16 protein-coding genes are annotated in these 17,940 nt (G+C 73.8%); 1 reads left to right on the top strand and 15 read right to left on the bottom strand.

The window, feature by feature from the left end:
* Positions 1-54: 54 nt before the first annotated feature.
* On the top strand, positions 55-879 hold the full coding sequence (locus tag BJY14_RS06470; protein WP_312879029.1) for a DUF1707 SHOCT-like domain-containing protein: 825 nt from the start codon (positions 55-57) through the stop codon (positions 877-879).
* Between the two features lie 68 nt (positions 880-947).
* Here the strand turns inward: BJY14_RS06470 and BJY14_RS06475 are convergent, their stop codons facing one another.
* The 15 genes from BJY14_RS06475 to BJY14_RS06545 all read right to left on the bottom strand — a co-directional run bounded on the left by BJY14_RS06475 (position 948) and on the right by BJY14_RS06545 (position 17,881).
* The gene (locus BJY14_RS06475) at positions 948-2,339 is read right to left on the bottom strand and encodes a hypothetical protein (RefSeq protein WP_179842775.1); all 1,392 of its coding nucleotides are present in this window, start codon (positions 2,337-2,339) and stop codon (positions 948-950) included.
* 153 nt (positions 2,340-2,492) lie between these two features.
* Positions 2,493-3,416: a DivIVA domain-containing protein gene (locus BJY14_RS06480; protein ID WP_179842776.1), complete on the bottom strand. Its 924-nt coding sequence runs from the start codon at positions 3,414-3,416 to the stop codon at positions 2,493-2,495.
* Positions 3,417-3,473: 57 nt separating this feature from the next.
* Entirely contained in the window at positions 3,474-3,770 is a 297-nt protein-coding gene (locus tag BJY14_RS06485; protein ID WP_179849209.1) for a YggT family protein, read from the bottom strand.
* 21 nt (positions 3,771-3,791) lie between these two features.
* Positions 3,792-4,328, bottom strand: a complete 537-nt coding sequence (locus BJY14_RS06490) for a cell division protein SepF (protein WP_089312294.1) — start codon at positions 4,326-4,328, stop codon at positions 3,792-3,794.
* 105 nt (positions 4,329-4,433) lie between these two features.
* Positions 4,434-5,192: a YggS family pyridoxal phosphate-dependent enzyme gene (locus tag BJY14_RS06495; protein WP_179842777.1), complete on the bottom strand. Its 759-nt coding sequence runs from the start codon at positions 5,190-5,192 to the stop codon at positions 4,434-4,436.
* A complete protein-coding gene (pgeF, locus tag BJY14_RS06500) occupies positions 5,189-5,917 on the bottom strand; it encodes a peptidoglycan editing factor PgeF (RefSeq protein ID WP_179842778.1) in 729 nt (242 codons plus the stop codon). Before pgeF ends, BJY14_RS06495 begins: the two co-directional genes overlap by 4 nt.
* The gene (gene ftsZ / locus BJY14_RS46395) at positions 5,914-7,350 is read right to left on the bottom strand and encodes a cell division protein FtsZ (RefSeq protein WP_179842779.1); all 1,437 of its coding nucleotides are present in this window, start codon (positions 7,348-7,350) and stop codon (positions 5,914-5,916) included. The genes pgeF and ftsZ overlap by 4 nt, the downstream gene beginning before the upstream one ends.
* Before the next feature lie 331 nt (positions 7,351-7,681).
* Entirely contained in the window at positions 7,682-8,449 is a 768-nt protein-coding gene (locus tag BJY14_RS06510; protein ID WP_218905156.1) for a cell division protein FtsQ/DivIB, read from the bottom strand.
* A gap of 133 nt (positions 8,450-8,582) precedes the next feature.
* Positions 8,583-10,022: a UDP-N-acetylmuramate--L-alanine ligase gene (murC, locus tag BJY14_RS06515; RefSeq protein WP_179842780.1), complete on the bottom strand. Its 1,440-nt coding sequence runs from the start codon at positions 10,020-10,022 to the stop codon at positions 8,583-8,585.
* The gene (murG, locus tag BJY14_RS06520; protein WP_089312300.1) at positions 10,019-11,113 is read right to left on the bottom strand and encodes an undecaprenyldiphospho-muramoylpentapeptide beta-N-acetylglucosaminyltransferase; all 1,095 of its coding nucleotides are present in this window, start codon (positions 11,111-11,113) and stop codon (positions 10,019-10,021) included. Before murG ends, murC begins: the two co-directional genes overlap by 4 nt.
* Positions 11,114-11,153: 40 nt before the next feature.
* Positions 11,154-12,410 (bottom strand): putative lipid II flippase FtsW, encoded by a 1,257-nt coding sequence (gene ftsW, locus BJY14_RS06525; protein ID WP_179842781.1) that lies wholly within the window; start codon positions 12,408-12,410, stop codon positions 11,154-11,156.
* A gap of 2 nt (positions 12,411-12,412) precedes the next feature.
* Positions 12,413-13,876 carry a UDP-N-acetylmuramoyl-L-alanine--D-glutamate ligase gene (murD, locus tag BJY14_RS06530; protein ID WP_179842782.1) on the bottom strand — a complete coding sequence of 488 codons (1,464 nt, stop codon included), beginning with the start codon at positions 13,874-13,876 and terminating at the stop codon, positions 12,413-12,415.
* On the bottom strand, positions 13,858-14,916 hold the full coding sequence (gene mraY, locus BJY14_RS06535; RefSeq protein WP_179842783.1) for a phospho-N-acetylmuramoyl-pentapeptide-transferase: 1,059 nt from the start codon (positions 14,914-14,916) through the stop codon (positions 13,858-13,860). Before mraY ends, murD begins: the two co-directional genes overlap by 19 nt.
* The gene (locus tag BJY14_RS06540; protein ID WP_179842784.1) at positions 14,913-16,310 is read right to left on the bottom strand and encodes a UDP-N-acetylmuramoyl-tripeptide--D-alanyl-D-alanine ligase; all 1,398 of its coding nucleotides are present in this window, start codon (positions 16,308-16,310) and stop codon (positions 14,913-14,915) included. The genes mraY and BJY14_RS06540 overlap by 4 nt, the downstream gene beginning before the upstream one ends.
* Positions 16,307-17,881 (bottom strand): UDP-N-acetylmuramoyl-L-alanyl-D-glutamate--2,6-diaminopimelate ligase, encoded by a 1,575-nt coding sequence (locus tag BJY14_RS06545; RefSeq protein WP_179842785.1) that lies wholly within the window; start codon positions 17,879-17,881, stop codon positions 16,307-16,309. Before BJY14_RS06545 ends, BJY14_RS06540 begins: the two co-directional genes overlap by 4 nt.
* Positions 17,882-17,940 lie beyond the last annotated feature (59 nt).

Here is a 17,940-nt window from a genome sequence, read left to right on the forward strand (position 1 = left end):
AGAAATTTCGCGATGGGGTTCTTCGCGACACATCGCGTTTGCGATGATGGACCCGTGAACCTTCCCGAGCAGCCGTCCGGTTCCGAGCCGCCCGCGCGTCCGTCCCCCGCGAGCATGCGCGCGTCGGACGCCGACCGCGACGAGGTCGCCGACCGCCTGCGCGAGGCCCTGGCCGAGGGACGCCTCACGCCGGAGGAGCACGCCGAGCGGATCGACGTCGTCTACAACGCCAAGACCTACGCCGAGCTGGAGCCCGTGCTCAGCGACCTGCCCTCGCAGCACGCGCCGCAGCCGCGGGTCGACCTGCGCAAGGAGCAGGTGCCCGCCCCGCCGTCGCCGCAGTCGCCGCACCTCGTCGCGGTGTTCAGCGGCGTGGAGCGCAAGGGGCGCTGGCTGGTCGAGCCGACCACCACCGTCACCTGCGTCTTCGGCGGCGTGGAGCTGGACTTCCGGCAGGCGGTCCTCAGCAGGGGCGAGGTGACCCTCTCCGTGACCTGCGTCTTCGGTGGCGTGGACATCGTGGTTCCGCCGGGCGTGCGGGTCGTCGGGTCCAACTTCGCGGTCTTCGGCGGCACCGACCTGCCCGAGGACGACACCACCGATCCGGACGCCCCGGTCATCAAGCTGACCGGGATGCTGCTGTTCGGCGGCATCTCGGTCGCGCGCAGGGCCGTGGGCGAGAAGCGCGGCCGCTCCCGGAACCGTGAGCGCCACCAGCTCCACCGCGAACACCAGGAACTGCACAGCCAGCACCAGGAGCTGCGCCGCGAGCACCACGAGGAGATGCGGCGGCTGCACCGCGAGCGGCGCGGGGAGCGGCGCGACGCGCGCCGGGACCGCCTCCGCGAGCTGCGCGACGAGCGGCACCACGGCCGCTGACCCCGGACGGCTCCGGCCGCCCGGGGCTCGGTCGGATACCGGCCGGACCCGTAACGGCCGGGCCGGAGTCAGTCGCGGGCGTGCTCGCGGTCGGGCTGGCAGACCAGGCAGGGCGTGCAGCCCCGGGCCTTGGCGTCCGCGCGTGACAGCGACTCCAGGTCGTCGGCCTCGTCGCCGATGTCCTCGATGAGGGCGCAGTCGACGCGGTGGTAGCGCTTGGTGCCGCTCAGGATGCGGACCTGCGGGCCGTCGTCGCCGGCGTCGTCCAGGGCGGACGGCTCGGGCTCGGGCTCACCGGCGGGCTCGGCGTCGGACGACTCATGCTCCGGCGCGGGGACGTCCTCTGCGTCGGAGCCGCCGAACGGAGCGGTACCGAGATCGGCGGTGACGTCCGGCGGCGCGGATTCGGTCGCAGCGCCCTGTTCCGCACTGCGCCGGTCTTCGGCCTCCGCGTCGGCGGGTTCGGCCTTCTGCGGCGCCTTGGGCGCCTTCCCGGCGGTGTCTCCGGACGCGAACAGGCCCGCGACGGGCATGTCGGTGCGGGTGGGGCCGGCCGTGGGCCGCTTCGGGGCGCTCGCGTCGCCGGCTTTCCCGTCCTCGGTCTCGTCGGCGGCGTGGTCGCCGGCCCGCGGAATCTCGGCCGTCGTGTCGAAGGCGCCGGGCTTGTCGAACGCACTGGGCTTGTCGAACGCACTGGGCTTGTCGAACGCGCGCGGCTTCTCGAACGCACCGGGCTTGTCAGAGGAGGCGGGCTTGTCGAACGGGGTGGGCGCGGGCTTGGCGAGCCCCGCGAGGCCGCTCTCGGATCGCTCGGCGCCGGGCTTGCGGGGCGCGGGTGCGTCCCCTTCCGCCTTGCTCGCGTCGGAGGACGCGGGTGCCGACACCGCGGCGCGCGCCGCCAGTGCGGTGTCGGGCATGCAGGCGGTGCAGGGGCTGAACCCCTCCTCCTTGGCCTCGGCGTAGGTGAGCTCCTCGGTGTCCCGCCCGGCGAGCTGCCGGCAGGTGTCGAGGTGGTAGCGCTTGCGGCCGCGGACGACGAACACCAGCGCGTCGTCGGGGACGTCGACGGCGGGGGCGGGGATCTCGGCCTCGTCGCCGGCCGGTTCGATCGGGGCGGTCGGGGACTCGGCCTTCGCGGCGCCCTGCGCGTCCGTGGCCGGAGTGGTCGCGGCCGGGGCGCTCTCCTGGCGCTTGGACCGCTTGTCCTTCCTGACCTTCTGCGCCTTCTTGCTCGGGCGGGCCGGGCCCGGCGACGCACCCGGGCCGAACAGCTCCTTGCGCCGCAGGAACACCCCGATGGCCAGGCACACCGCGGAGACGATGCTGACAGCGATCGAGATGTAGATGACCACCAGGGCGTCCAGGCCGAAGACCTGGGCGCTGTCTCCGTTGCCCGCGACGATTCCCGCTACCAGCAGGGCGATCGCCACCACCACGAGAACGCCACTCAGGATGATCACAGGGTCACTCCCACTCGTTCAGACCGCTAGGCTCCGGACCGCGCGAGATGGCCGGCGGCCGGCCCAGGGCACGACCGCCCGGCGCCGCGGGGATGGCGGCGCGCCATCCCCGGCGCGGCGATCGAAACGACACTATCGCCTGAGGCGTCCGTGTCAGCGCCTGTCGTGCGGCGGGTTGTCACCGCCGGAGTGGAAAGCGCCCGTCGCCGAGTGCTGGACCTGCTGGGCGTGCTCGGGCGCGGGGAACGTGCCCGGTGCCGGCGCGCCGCCGCCGTTGCGGTTGTCGGCGTGCGGCAGAGCGTTCTGCGGGCCCGTCTGCGGACCGGTCTGCGGCGTGTTCTGCTGCGTCTGCATGGGGGCCGCGCCCGGGACGGCGGCGAACGCGCCGGTCTCGGTGCTGCCCGCCTCCAGGTCGCGCAGCTGGCCCTCGAGGTAGACCTTCAGGCGGCTGCGGTACTCGCGCTCGAAGGCGCGCAGGTTGTCGACCTCGCGCTCCAACTCCTCGCGCTGCTGCACGAGCGAGCCCATGACCTGGCGGTGCCGCTCCTGGGCGTCGCGGTCGAGGGCCTCGGCGCGGGAGCGGGCCTCGCTGACGATCTGGTCGGCCTGCCGGCGGGCCTTGCCGAGGATCTCCTCGGCCTCGCGGCGGGCGCGGCCGAGCGTCTCGTCGGCCTCGCGCCGGGCGTCGGCGATCGCCTGGTCGGCCGTCTGCTGCGCGAGCGCGAGCACGCGGGCCGCGGTGTCCATGTTGTCCTCGCCGCTGGGGGCGGGGGAGGACATGCCGAGACCGCCGAGGACGGGCTCCGGCTCGGGCTGCGGCTGCGGCTCGGGCCGGGGAGGCTCGGGGATCTTCTGGATGTCCGGCTTGGGCTCCACGATGGGAGCGGCCATGGCGGGAACCTTGCCGCGCAGGCACTCGGCCAGTTTGGCCCGCAGCTCCTCGTTCTCCTGGATGAGGCGGTCGAGCTCCGCCTCGACCTCGTCGAGGAAGGCGTCCACCTCCTCCTCGTCGTACCCCGGCCTCAGCCTGGTGGTACTGAACTGCTTGTTCCGCACATCGGCGGGTGTCAGCGGCATGTTCTCGTCTCCTTGGCGCGCTTGGAGTCTGTCCCCGAAGGACGGTATCCGATCGACCTAACCTCCGCCGAATATGGAACCGACGAAGACGATCAAGACCCAGACCACAAGGATGAGGACCGTGAAGCTGAGGTCCAGGGCAACGTTACCCAGCCGGATGGGCGGGATGAAACGCCTGAGGAGTTTCAGCGGAGGATCGGTGACCGTGTAGGTCGCTTCAGCGATCACCAGCACCACCCCGGTCGGCTTCCATTGCCGGGCGAACGACTGCAGCACCTCCAGGACCAGCCTGCCGATCAGGAACAGCAGGAAGAGGTACAGGATGCCCTGCAGGACGGATCCAACGATGTTCACGGACACTCTCGCATGCGACTCTCAGCTCTGGTTGAAGAACCCACGTTCTGCCATCCGGGCCTTGTCCTCCGCCGTCACCTCGACGTTGACGGGCGACAGCAGGAACACCTTGTTGGTAACACGCTCGATGCTGCCGTGCAGCCCGAACACGAGACCCGCCGCGAAGTCGACCAGGCGCTTGGCGTCGCTGTCGACCATCTCGGTCAGATTCATGATCACCGGCGTGCCCTCCCGGAAGTGCTCCCCGATCGTCCTCGCCTCGTTGTAGGTCCTCGGATGCAGCGTAGTGATACGCGCAAGGTCGGTGGTACCGGACTCGTAGAGCGCCACGGACCGTCGCTCGATGGTCGACGTGGAGTGATGGTCGCGATCGCGGTCCGACGCCTCTTCGGCTCGGGTAAGCTGACCGCCGGATTCGTCATCGCGACGGCGGCCTTGCCCGGTGTCGGTCTCCTCGTCGTAGACCTCGTACTCGTCGTATTCGCCGTACTTGTCGTCGTAGCGATCGTCCTCCACAAGGCCGAGGTAGACCGCCATCTTGCGCATCGCGCTGGCCATGCGTCCCTCCGTGTCCTGTGGCCTCGGCGCCGGGCGCGTCCGGCCCCGCCGTTGGACTGATCCGTTGTGGCGCCCCGCGTTCAGGCAGGTACCACTGGGGGGACATTACCTGACGATTGCCCGTCGGCCGCCGAGCAACGCCGTACCGATCCGCAGGTGTGTCGCGCCGCACGCGATCGCCTGCTCCAGATCGCCGCTCATACCCGCACTGACGATCCGCGCGTCCGGATGGTTCCGCCTCATTCGCTCCGCCGTCTCCGCGAGCCGGGCGAAGGCGGGCAGCGGGTCGGCTCCGAGGGGCGCCACGGCCATCACGCCGCCGAGCTCCAGGCCGGGGGCGGCGGCGATCTCGTCCGCCAGGCCGGGGACGTCGCCGGGCACGGCCCCGCCCCGCTCCCCCACCTCGCCCCGCTTCCCCGCCTCGTCGAGGGAGACCTGCACGAGGCAGCGGAGCGTGCGGCCGGTGCGGGCGGCGCCATCGGCGAGGGCCGTGACCAGCCGCGAGCGGTCCACGGAGTGCACGACGTCGGAGTAGCCGGCCACGGCTCGCGCCTTGTTGGTCTGGAGCCGGCCGACGAAGTGCCAGGTGAGCGGGAGGTCGGCGCAGTCGGCGGCCTTCGGGCGGGCCTCCTGGTCGCGGTTCTCCCCGACCTCGGTGACGCCCAGCCCGGCCAGCAGCCGCACGTCGGACGCCGGGAACGTCTTGGTCACCGCGATCAGGGTGATCTCGTCCTCGCCGCGGCCGGCGGCCGCGCACGCCGCGGCGATGCGCTCCCGGACGGCGGCCAGGCCCTCGGCGATCTCGGCGCGCCGCTCGGCGGCGGCGCCGTCCGCGGCGGCGCCGGTGTGGTCCTGGTCGGTCACGTGCCTTCCTTCAACCAGACATATCCGGCGAATCGGCCGGTGCGTCCCTCGCGGCGGTAGGAGTAGAGGCCCGGGTCCTCGATCGTGCAGCGGCCGTCGGCGGTCACGCGGGCCACCCCCGCGGACGCGAGCTGCTCGGCGACGCCGGCGCGGATGTCGAGGCCGGGAGTGCCCTTGGACGTGGTGGCGTACGCGGCGGGGACGGCGGCGGCCACCTCGTCCCGCATCCGAGAGGGGACCTCGTAGCAGCGGCCGCAGGCGGCGGGCCCGATGGCCGCGACCATCCGGGCGGGGTCGGCGCCCCGCTCGCACATCGCCTCGACCAGGGCCGGGACGACCCCGGCGGCCGTCCCGGGACGGCCGGAGTGAGCGGCGCCGACGACCCCGGCGGCCGGGTCGGCCAGCAGGACGGGCGCGCAGTCGGCGACGAGGACGGCGAGGGCGAGCCCCGGCACGGTCGTGACGACGGCGTCGACCGGGCCGGGCAGGTCGGTCGAGGTGACGAACGCGACGTCGGCGCCGTGCACCTGCCGCATGAAGACGGTGCGCTCGGGGTCGGCGCCGAGCGCGGCGGCGGCGCGCCGCCGGTTGTCCAGGACGGCGGCCGGGTCGTCGCCGACCGCGCCGCCGAGGTTCAGGGAGTCGAAGGGGGGCCCGCTCACGCCGCCGGCGCGGCCGGTGAAGCCGGCGCCGACGCCGTCGCCCAGGGCGACGGCGGAGATCACTTCAGGAAGTCGGGGACGTCGAGGTCGTCGTCCTCGTCGAACACGACGGGACGGCGGCGCTGCCCGGAGGCGGGGCCGCCGTCGTTCTCCCCCGCGTGCACGCGGGGGGAGGGCTGCTCGGAGGGCGGGCGGGGCGCGGGGGCGCGCGAACCGCCGGACTCGCCGGCGTCCCGGTCGGCCGGCGGCCCCGGCTGCCCGGACGCCGGCCCCTCGGGCCGGGACTGCTCGCCGCGCCCGGCGGACCGGTCGTCCTGGGCGCGCGCGGGCGCCTGCGCCCGGTCGCCTTCCGGCCGCTGCTGCACGGGGGCCGGAGGCGGCGGCGCGGCGGCGGCCTGCGCCACCGACTGCTGCGCGGTCGGCTGCGGGCCCGGGGGCTCGGACCGCCCGACCCTGCTGGGGATCGGGTTGGCCGGCGCGGGCGGCGGGACGGGACGCGGGGGCGGGGGCAGCCGCTTGCTCTCCGGCTCAGGGACCGGCTTGGCCGGACGCCCCTCGTCGAAACCCGCCGCGATCACCGTGACCCGGACCTCGTCGCCGAGCGCGTCGTCGATGACCGCGCCGAAGATGATGTTGGCGTCGGGGGCGGCCGCGTTGGACACCAGCTGCGCCGCCTCGTTGATCTCGAACAGCCCGAGGTCGGAGCCGCCGGAGATGGACAGCAGCACGCCGTGCGCGCCGTCGATGCTGGCCTCCAGCAGCGGGCTGGAGATCGCCATCTCGGCGGCCGCGACCGAGCGGTCGTCGCCGCGCGCCGAGCCGATGCCCATCAGCGCCGAGCCGGCGCCGGACATCACGGACTTGACGTCGGCGAAGTCCAGGTTGATCAGACCCGGGGTGGTGATCAGGTCGGTGATGCCCTGGACACCGGACAGCAGCACCTGGTCGGCGGCCTTGAAGGCGTCCAGCACGCTGACCTGCCGGTCGGAGATCGACAGCAGCCGGTCGTTCGGGATGACGATGAGGGTGTCGACCTCGTCGCGCAGCGTCTCGATGCCTGCCTCGGCCTGCATCGCGCGGCGCTTGCCCTCGAAGCTGAACGGGCGGGTGACCACGCCGATCGTCAGGGCGCCGAGCGAGCGGGCGATGTTGGCGACCACGGGCGCGCCGCCGGTGCCGGTGCCGCCGCCTTCGCCGGCGGTGACGAACACCATGTCGGCGCCCTTGAGGACCTCCTCGATCTCCTCCCGGTGGTCCTCGGCGGCCTTGCGGCCGACGTCGGGGTTCGCCCCGGCGCCCAGGCCCCGGGTGAGCTCGCGGCCCACGTCGAGTTTCACGTCGGCGTCACTCATCAGCAGCGCCTGGGCGTCCGTGTTGATCGCGATGAACTCGACGCCCTTGAGTCCCTCTTCGATCATCCGGTTGACGGCGTTGACGCCGCCGCCGCCGATGCCGACGACCTTGATGACCGCGAGGTAATTCTGCGGTGCTGCCACGACGAGGGGCCTTTCCGCTCTCTCCGACCGCCCTGCCCGGTCTGCCGACCGTGCCGCCGCGGTGTTCCCGACCTGTATTTCCGGACTGTTCTTCGAGTCTGTCTTCGAACTGGTTTGTGTAGCAGTGCCGTGCGGTCGTGCTGTGAAGCCGTTCGGCGGGCGAGGTAAACCCTCACCCTCAACTTGAGGCTTACAGTTATGTCAACCTGAGGACTGATACGGACAGTAGGGCGGCCTTACCGCCAGGGTCAACTAACCTCCCCCGAACTCCCCCGGCGTGTCGCGGACCGTCCGCCTCCGCAGGTCCCCGCCCCGGTCCGGCGGACGGGCCTCATTTCGTCCTGAGGACCTCCGGCGAGCTCACGTCGACGGTGCGGACGGCGCGCCCGGCCGCGGTCCGCCGCACGGCGTCCAGCAACCTGATCTTCTCGTCCGCCCGTTCGGCGGCGCCCCACACCACCGTCTGCCCGCCCGCCAGGTAGAGGGTCACCGCCTCCGGACCGCTCGCCTCCACCTCGGTGAGCTTGCCGCTGAGGCGCTCGGGCAGTGCCGACAGCACGGTGAGCGCCGCCAGGGTCGCCCGGTCGGACGGCCCGGGCGAGGCGACGGTGAGCACGGGCAGCCCCGCCGGGCGGGACTCCTCGTCGGCGACGGTGACGCCGTGCCGGTCGAGCAGGTGGTAGCCGCCTCCGTTGCGGAAGACCGCGACCGGCCGGCGCTCCCGCACGACGATGCGGACCGTCCCCGGCCAGCGCCGCTCGATCGCCGCCGACTCGACCTCGCGGAGCCGCTCGACGCGGTCGCGGACCGCGCCGGTCCTGAGCCGCACCAACGGCGTGCCGAGATCGATCCCGGCCGCGGCCGACACCTGGTCGGAGGACGCGAGGCGGGTACCGGTCACCTCGACGTGCCGCACCACCAGCAGTCTCGACCCGAGCAGGACCCAGGACACCGCGCCGAGCGCGCCGACCACCAGGAGGGTGACGAACACCACCTTCCAACGGTTCGCGCGGGCGCGCCCGTCCGGCGCCGCGGCCTCCGGGGCCGGATCGTGCTCCGGCTCCGGCGACGCGCGGCGGCCCGTCTGCGCCTCGGTCATGCCCCAAGCCTGACAGTGATCCCCGCGTCCGCGGCCGACCGCGCGAGCGGCGGCGTGTCACGTCCCGTCCCCCGGCAAGCCGTATGCCCCGACAAGCCCGACCCCCTCGGCAAGCCCGATCCCCCGGCGGGCCCTAGCGGCCCGACGGGCCCCGCGCCCCGGCGAGGCGTTCCAGGACGAGCGGGCCGAGCTGCGTCACGTCCCCGGCGCCCAGCGTGATGACGACGTCGCCGGGGCGGGCGAGCGACGCCGCGATACCGGGCACATCGTCCCGTTCGGGCGCGTAGACGGTCTCGGTGCCCGCCGGGACGGCGTCGGCGACCAGCGCGCCCGTGACGCCGGGCTCGGGGTCCTCGCGGGCGCCGTAGACGTCGAGGACGACCGCGACGTCGGCGAGGCCGAGCGCGGCGCCGAACTCGGCGGCGAAGAACCGGGTGCGGCTGTACAGGTGCGGCTGGAAGACCGCGACGATGCGGCCCAGGCCGTCCGGCCCCGCGCCCTTCTCCCCCAGGTAGTCGCGCGTGGCGTCCAGGTCGGCGGTCAGCTCGGTCGGGTGGTGGGCGTAGCTGTCGAACACCTCGACGCCGCCCGCCTCGCCCTTGCGCTCCAGCCGCCGCATCGCCCCGCCGAACGCGGCGAGGCCGTCGCGCACCGGCGCGTCGTCGAGGCCGAGGGACCGCGCGACCGCGATGACGGCGGCGGCGTTGAGCGCGTTGTGGCGCCCCGGCACCGCGAGCGTGAACTCCCCGTCGCCCTCGATCTCGAAGCGGGAGCCGAGGCCGCGCGGCGTGAACCCGGTCACCCGCAGGTCGGCGCCCTCGGCCTCCCCGTAGGTCAGCACGGTCAGGCCGCGGGCCCGCGCCCGCTCGGCCATCTCCATCGCGACCGGGTCGTCGGCCCCGGCGACGAGGGTGCCGCCCGGCTCGACGCGGTCGACGAAGCGGGCGAAGTTCTCCTTGACCTTCTCGAAGCCGCCGTAGTTGTCGAGGTGGTCGGCCTCGACGTTGGTGATGACCGCGATGCGCGGGGTGTACATGAGGAACGAGCCGTCGCTCTCGTCGGCCTCCGCGACGAACACGTCGCCGGTGCCCTCGTCGGCGCCGAGGCCGGTGGTGACGAGCTGCCCGCCGATGCAGTAGGACGGGTCGGCGCCCGCGTGCTGGAGCGCCACCGTCATCATCGAGGTGGTGGTGGTCTTGCCGTGCGTGCCGGCGACCGCGACGGCCCGGCGGCCGGCCATCAGCGAGGCGAGCGCGGCCGAGCGGTGCAGGACGCGCAGGCCCCGCGACCGGGCGGCGACCAGCTCGGGGTTGGTGTCGCGGATCGCCGTGGACACCACGACGGTGTCGGCGTCGCCCACGTGCGCGGCATCGTGCCCGACGAAGACCTTGGCGCCGAGGTCGCCGAGCTGGGTGAGCAGCTCGGAGTCGCGTGCGTCGCTGCCGGACACGGCGATGCCGCGCCGCAGCATGATGCGGGCGACGCCGGACATCCCGGCGCCCCCGATCGCGATGAAGTGGACCCGGCCGAGCTCGGCGGCCGGAACCACCTCCCCCGGGTCGATCAGGCTCATCGGGCGGCGCCCGCGGAGCGGACCACTTCGTAGACCATCTGGGCGAGCGCGACGTCGGCGTCGCGGCGGCCCATCCGTCCGGCGGCCTCCGACATGTGCGCGACGCGGGCCGGGTCGGCCAGCACCGGCAGCAGGTGCCGGGCGATCCAGTCAGGCGACAGCTCGGCGTTGTCGACCAGCATGCCGCCGCCCGCCGCGACGATCGGCTCGGCGTTCAGCCGCTGCTCGCCGTTGCCGATCGGCAGCGGGACGTACACCGCCGGGAGCGCGACCGCGGCCAGCTCGGCGCAGGTCATCGCGCCCGCGCGGCACATCGCCATGTCGGCGGCGGCGTAGGCGAGGTCCATGCGGTCGCAGTAGGGGATCGTGACGTACTGCGGGCCGCCGGCCGCGGGCTCGGGCTCCTCGGTGTTCTTCGGCCCGACGATGTGCAGCACCTGGATGCCCGCCTGCCGGAAGTACGGCGCGGAGGCCACGGCGGCCTGGTTCAGCGACCGGGCGCCCTGCGAGCCGCCGAAGATCAGCAGCGTGGGCAGGTCGGGGAGCAGCCCGAAGTAGGAGCGCGCCTTGTCCCCCATCGCGAGCCGGTCCAGGGTCGCGATCTCGCGGCGCAGCGGGATCCCCACGAACCGGGCGTTCGGCAGCGGCGAGTCGGCGTGCGAGACCGCGACGTGCTCGGTGAAGCGGGCGCCGAGCTTGTTGGCCAGGCCGGGCTTCGGGTTCGCCTCGTGCACGATGATCGGCACCTTGCGCTTGCGCGCCGCGAGGTAGCCCGGGGTGGCGACGTAGCCGCCGAAGCCGACGAGGATGTCGGCCTGGGCCTGGTCGAGGACGGAGGCGGCCGCGTTGATCGCCCCGCGCAGCCGGCCGGGCACCGACAGCAGCTGCGGGGTGAGCGTGCGCGGCAGCGGCACCGGCGGGATCAGGGCGAGCTCGTAGCCCCGCTGCGGGACCAGACGGGTCTCCAGGCCCCGTTCGGTCCCGAGGCAGACGACCCCGGTGTTCGGGTCGTTGCGGCGCAGCGCGTCGGCGAGCGCCAGGGCGGGCTCGATGTGTCCGGCGGTGCCGCCGCCGGCCAGGACAACCCTCATGTCCGTTGACAACTCCTCAGCGTGGTTCGAAGGGGGGATTTCAACGCCGTGCCAGACCCAGCCAGCTTAGAGCCCTCACGACCGGTCCGGGACCCCGTGCGGAGAGTGCTTGCCGCGCCCCGGGCTCGCGCTTGGCGAACGCGAGCAGCATGCCGAGCGCGAACAGGGTCGGGATGAGCGCCGAGCCCCCGTAGGACACCAGCGGGAGGGGGATGCCCGTGATGGGCAGGACGCGGATGACGGCGCCGATGTTCACGATCGCCTGCACCACCACCCACGCCGTGGCGCCCGCGGCGGCGAGCCTGGTGAACGGGTCCTTCACGCGCTTGGCGATCCGCAGTCCCGCGTAGGCGAGCAGGCCGAACAGGCCGAGCACGACGAGGGTCCCGACGAGGCCGAACTCCTCCCCCACGATCGCGAAGATGAAGTCGGTCTCGGCGTGCGGCAGGTAGTCCCACTTGGCGCGGCCCTCGCCGAGGCCCGTGCCGAACAGGCCTCCCGAGGCGAGCGCGAACAGGCCCTGCGTGCCCTGGTAGTTGGTGGTGAGCTGGTTGCCGGACGGGTCGAGGAACCCGGTGAGCCGCTGCATCCGGTACGGCTCGACGATGACGAGGATCGACACGAGCAGGCACACGAGCCCCGCGATGCCGACGAACAGCCGCCCGGGCGCGCCGACGGCCCACAGAAGCGCCAGGAAGATCGTGAGGAGCACCAGGGTGGTGCCGAGGTCGCTGCCCAGCATCACCAGCAGGACGAGCACCCCGGCGCCCGGCATCAGCGGCACCAGCAGCGGCCGCCACTCGGTGAGCTGGCCGAGCCGGTCCTTGCGGGCCAGCAGGTCGGCGCCCCACAGCACCAGGGCGAGCTTGGCCAGCTCCGACGGCTGGATCTGCACCGGGCCCAGGGCGACCCACCGGGTCGCGCCGCCCGCACTGCGCCCGAGCCCGGGGATCAGCACCATCGCCAGCGCGACGACCGACAGCAGCAGCAGCGGGTAGGCGAGCGCGCGGAACGTCTTCACCGGCAGCCGCGACGCCAGCCACATGCCGGGCAGCCCGATCGCCACCCACACGGCCTGCTTCTGGAACAGCGTGTACGCCGAGCCCGTCGCCTGGAGCTGCTTCACGCTGGAGGCCGACAGCACCATCGTCAGGCCGAGCGCGAGCAGCATCACCGAGCAGCCCAGCACCAGGTAGTAGGAGGTGAGGGGGCGGTCGAGCAGCCCGACGGCGGCGACCACCTGCTCCCGTGGCCCCGGACGCCGGGCGGCGCCGTCCTCCCCGGCCGCGGTGGTCATCGTTACCGGGCGTCCCGGGAGAGGCGCTCGACCGCCGCGATGAAGGCGTCCCCGCGGGCCGGATAGTTGGCGAACATGTCGAAGGAGGCGCCGACGGGCGCGAGCAGCACGGTGTCCCCGGGCCGGGCGAGGCCGGAGGCGTGGGCGACGACGCGGTCCATGGCCCCAGTGTCGGTGTCGGGGACGTCCACCACGGGGACATCCGGGGCGTGTCGCGCGAGTGCCTCGGCGATCCGGTGCCGGTCGCGTCCCATCAGCACGGCGCCGCGCAGCCGCCCGGCGCACGAGCGCACCAGGTCGTCGACGTCCAGGCCCTTGAGGAGGCCGCCGGCGATCCACACGACGCTGTCGTAGGCGGCGAGGGACGCGGCGGCGGCGTGCGGCTGGGTCGCCTTGGAGTCGTTGACGTAGGCGACGCCCGCGACGTCGGCGACGTGCTGGATGCGGTGCGGGTCGGGGACGAACGCCCGCAGCCCCTCCCGGACGGCCTCGGGCGGCACGCCGAACGCGCGGGCCAGCCCGGCGGCGGCGAGCGCGTTCGCGACGTTGTGCGGCGCGAACGGCCGCACGTCCGTGAGCGCGGCCAGTTCGGCGGCCTGGCTCGCGGGGTCGTCGGTGAAGGCCCGGTCGACCAGCAGCTCCTCCACGACGCCGAGCTCCCCGGGGCGCGGCACCTGGAGGGTGAAGCCGATCCGCCGGGACACGCCCTCGGCGCGTTCGGCGAGCGCCGCGGAGGTGTCGTCGTCGGCGTTGTAGACGGCGACGCAGCCCGGAGCGAAGATCTTGGCCTTGGCGCCGACGTAGGCGTCCATGGAGCCGTGCCAGTCGAGGTGGTCGGGCGCGACGTTCAGCACCGCGGCCGCGTACGGGGCGAGCGAGCCGGACCAGTGCAGCTGGTAGCTCGACAGCTCCACCGCCAGCACGTCGTAGGGCTCCTGCTCCTCCCGGGGCGAGGATTCCCCGGGCTCCCCGGGGACACCCGCGACGGCCTCCACGATCGGCGTCCCGACGTTCCCGACGGCGAGGGCCCTGTGGCCGGCGGCGGTGAGCATGCAGGCCAGCATCCGCACGGCGGTGGTCTTGCCGTCCGTCCCGGTGATGGCCAGCCAGGGCGCCGCGCCCTCGGGGCGGAGCCGCCACGCCAGCTCCACCTCCCCGATGATCTCGATGCCGGCCGCGGCGGCCGCGGCGAGCAGCGGCGCGTCCGGCCGCCAGCCCGGCGAGGTCACGACGAGGCCGGTGCCCGCCGGGAGGGACTCGCCGTCGCCGAGCCGGACCGCGACCCCGCGGGCCTCCAGCTCGGCGGCGTGCCCTCGCTGCTCCTCGCCGTCGCGGGCGTCCACGATGGTGACGCGGGCGCCGCGCGCGGCCAGGACGCGGGCGGCGGCGCGACCGGACACGCCGAGCCCGGCCACGCACACGCTCAGGCCGTCCCAGGGGCGCTCAGTCACTTCTTGGGCATCCATTCCAGGTAGAAGAGGCCGATGCCGATCGCCACGAACGTCGCGGACATCAGCCAGAAGCGCACGACGATCGTGGTCTCGGCCCAGCCCGACAGCTCGAAGTGGTGCTGCAGCGGCGCCATCTTGAACACGCGTTTGCGGGTCATCTTGAACCCGCCGACCTGGATGATCACCGACAGCGTGATCATCACGATCAGCCCGCACAGGATGGCCAGCAGCAGCTGGGTGCGGGTGAGGATCGCCAGGCCGACCAGCACGCCGCCGAGGGCCAGCGAGCCGGTGTCGCCCATGAAGATCTTCGCGGGCGGGGCGTTCCACCACAGGAACCCGAACACGCCGCCGAGCACGGCCGCGGCGACCACCGCGAGGTCGAGGGGGTCGCGGACGCTGTAGCAGTTGGGGGCGAGGGCGGCGGCGCAGCTGTTGCGCAGCTGCCAGTTGCCGATGATGACGTAGGCGGCCAGCACCATGCCGGCCGGGCCCGCCGCGAGGCCGTCCAGCCCGTCGGTGAGGTTCACGCCGTTGGACATGGCCGCGATGAGCAGCAGCGCCCACACCACGAACAGGTACGGGCCGATCGAGGGGCCGAAGTCGCGCAGGAAGGAGATGTGGGGGTCGGCGGGGGTGACGTCGTAGCCGTTGGGGAAGTTCAGCGATCCGACCGCGAACACGACGCCGACGAGGACGATGCCGATCATCTTGGCGCCGCTGCGCAGGCCGAGGCTGCGCTGCTTGAACACCTTGATGTAGTCGTCCACGAACCCGACGAGGCCGAGGCCCGTCATCAGGAACAGCACCAGGATCCCCGAGATGGTGGGGACCTCCCCGGTGAACAGGTGCGCGGCCGCGTAGCCGACGAGCGAGCCGACGATGAAGACCGTCCCGCCCATCGTGGGGGTGCCGCGCTTGTTCAGGTGGGCCTCGGGGCCCTCGTCGCGGATCATCTGGCCGTAGCCGAGCCGGTTGACGATGCGGATCCACACCGGCGTGCCGACCATCACGAAGACCAGCGCGATGCCCGCGGCGATGATGATGTTGGTCATCGGCCGTCCTCCGCGAGGATCGCCTCGGCCACCCGTTCCAGGCCGGCCACGCGGGAGCCCTTCACCAGCACGACGTCCCGCGGCGCGAGCCGCTCCCTGAGCACGGTCACCGCCGCGCCGACGTCATCCACCTGTACGCACTCTCCCGTCCATGACGCCACCTGCCCGGCCCCTTCGGCCATCGCCGCCGCGTTCGAGCCGACCACCACGAACCCGGCGATCCCGCTGCGCGCGACATGCTGTCCGATCCTGGCATGTTCCGCCATGGAAGAGTCACCTAGTTCGGCCATCTCGCCCAGCACCGCGTAGGCGCGGCGGCCGCGGGCCATGTGGACGAGCACGTCGATCGCGGCGCGGGTCGAGTCGGGGTTGGCGTTGTAGGCGTCGTTCACCACGGTCACCCCGTCGGCCCGCTCGGTGACCTCCATCCGCCACCGGCTGACCGGCACGGCCGCCGAGAGCGCCTCGGCGACCGCCCCGGTCGCGAGCCCCGCCGCGCGCGCGGCGGCGGCCGCGGCCAGCGCGTTCGGGACGGCGTGCGCGCCGTGCAGGCGCAGCGCGACCGGCGCCGCGCCCTCCGGCGTGACGAGGGTGAAGCGCGCCCGGCCCCGCTCGTCGAGGGTCTCGTCCTCGGCGCGGACCGCGGCGCCCGGCGACCGGCCGAACATGACGACCTCGCCCCGGGTCCGGGACGCCATCGCGCTGACCAGCGGGTCGTCGGCGTTGAGGACGGCGGTGCCGCCCGGCGGGACCGCCTCCACGATCTCGCCCTTGGCCCGCGCGATGTTCTCCCGGCCGCCGAACTCCCCGACGTGCGCCGTGCCGACGTTCAGCACGACGCCGACGTCCGGGCGCGCGATGCCGGTCAGGTAGGCGATGTGGCCGATGCCGCGGGCGCCCATCTCCAGCACCAGGTGCCGGGTGGCGGCGTCCGCGCGCAGCACGGTGAGCGGCAGCCCGATCTCGTTGTTGAACGACCCGGGCGGGTAGACCGTCGGGCCCGCGCCGCTCAGGACCTGCCCGATGAGGTCCTTGGTGGAGGTCTTGCCGGCCGAGCCGGTGACCGCGACGACCGTCACGTCCGGCAGCCGCTCCAGGACGGCCCTCGCGAGCCGTCCGAGCGCCTCCTGCACGTCGTCGACGACCACGCACGGCCCGTCCACCGGGCGCTGGGCGAGCACGCCCGCCGCCCCGGCGGCGAGGGCCCCGGCCGCGAAGTCGTGCCCGTCCGCGCGGTCGCCCTTCAGCGCCGCGAACAGCGCCCCGGGCTCCACCGCGCGGGAGTCGATCACCACGGGGCCGTCCACCACCGGGTCGTCCACCACCGGGTCCGGCGGCCCGTGCCGGACCCCTCCCGTGATCTCCGCGATCGTCGACAGCGGAAGTGGGATCACGCCTGCGTCCCGTCCCCTCTTGTCCCTTGTCCCTGGCGCCGGAGCGCGTCCGCACGGCGCCGGAGCGCGGCGCGCACGACCTCACGGTCGTCGAACGGATGTACCTCGCCCGCCACGTTCTGGCCCTGCTCGTGCCCCTTGCCCGCGACGACGACGACGTCGCCGCGGCGGGCGCGGCCGACGGCCAGGTCGATCGCGGCGGCGCGGTCGGGCTCCACGACGATGTGCGCGCGCTCCGGCTGCGGCACCTTGAGCCCGCCCTCGACCATAGCGGCAAGGATGGCCAGTGGATCTTCCGACCTCGGATTGTCGTTGGTGAGGTACGCCATGTCGGCCAGCCGCGCGGCGGCCTCGCCCATGAGCGGCCGCTTGCCGCGGTCGCGGTCGCCGCCGCAGCCGATCACCACCGCGAGGTCGCCCCCGGTGACGGGCCGCAGGGCGTTCAGGACGGCCTCGACCGCGCCCGGCTTGTGCGAGTAGTCGACGAGGGTCGTGAAGTCCTGCCCCTCGTCGACCCGCTCCAGCCGCCCGGGGACGCCCGGCAGCGACGCCACCCCCCGCACCGCCGCCTGCAGCGGGATCCCCGCCTCCACCAGCGCGACGATCGCGGCCAGGGCGTTGGCGACGTTGAACGGCCCGGCGAGGCGGACCTCGCCGTCGGCCTCGATGCCGAGGGGCCCGACGACGCGGAACACGCTGCCGTCGGCGCCGACGCGCACGTCCTCGGCCCGCCAGTCGGCCGCCGGGTCCCCGGTCGGGGAGAACGTCGTCGCCGGCACCGTGGCGATCTCCAGCAACTCGCGGCCGTAGTGGTCGTCGAGGTTGATCACGCCGACCCGCGAGTACTCGGGCGTGAACAGCCGCGCCTTCGCGAGGAAGTAGTCCTGCATGGTCGGGTGGTAGTCGAGGTGGTCCTGGGACAGGTTCGTGAACACCGCCACCTCGAAGCGGGCCCCGCCGACCCGGCCCTGCACGAGCGCGTGGCTGGACACCTCCATCGCGGCGGCGCCGACGCCGCGCTCGCGCATCATCGCCAGCAGCGCGTGCAGGTCGGTCGCCTCCGGCGTGGTGAGCGCGCTCGGCACCCGGTCGCCGCCCACCCGGATCTCGACGCCGCCGACCAGGCCCGTCTCGATCCCGGCGGCGCGCAGGCCCGCCTCCAGCAGGAACACCGTGGTGGTCTTGCCGCTGGTGCCCGTCACGCCGATGAGAGTGATGTCACGCCCGGGCTCGCCGTACACCCACGCCGCCGCGTCGCCGAGCCGCGCCCGGACGTCGCCCGTCACCAGGACGGGAAGGCCCGTCGCCGCGGCCCGGTCGTACCCGTCGGGGTCGGTGAGGATCGCCACGGCGCCCGCCTCGGCGGCCTGGGACGAGAACTGGGCGCCGTGCGCGCGGGCGCCGGGCAGCGCCGCGTAGATGTCGCCGGGCGCCACCGCGCGCGAGTCGTGCGTGATCCCCGTGGCGGACACCGCGTCCCATGCGCTCCGCCCGTCCTGCCCGTCATGTCCGATTCCGAGGAGCGCCGCGAGTCCGCTCAGCGGACGAGCCGGGTTGGTGGTGGGACGCATGGCGTTTCTTTCGTTGCGGACGGTACGGGACTGGTGGGACACGGGTGGTGGACTCACAG

The sequence above is a fragment of the Actinomadura luteofluorescens genome, from assembly GCF_013409365.1.
Classification (GTDB): domain Bacteria; phylum Actinomycetota; class Actinomycetes; order Streptosporangiales; family Streptosporangiaceae; genus Spirillospora; species Spirillospora luteofluorescens.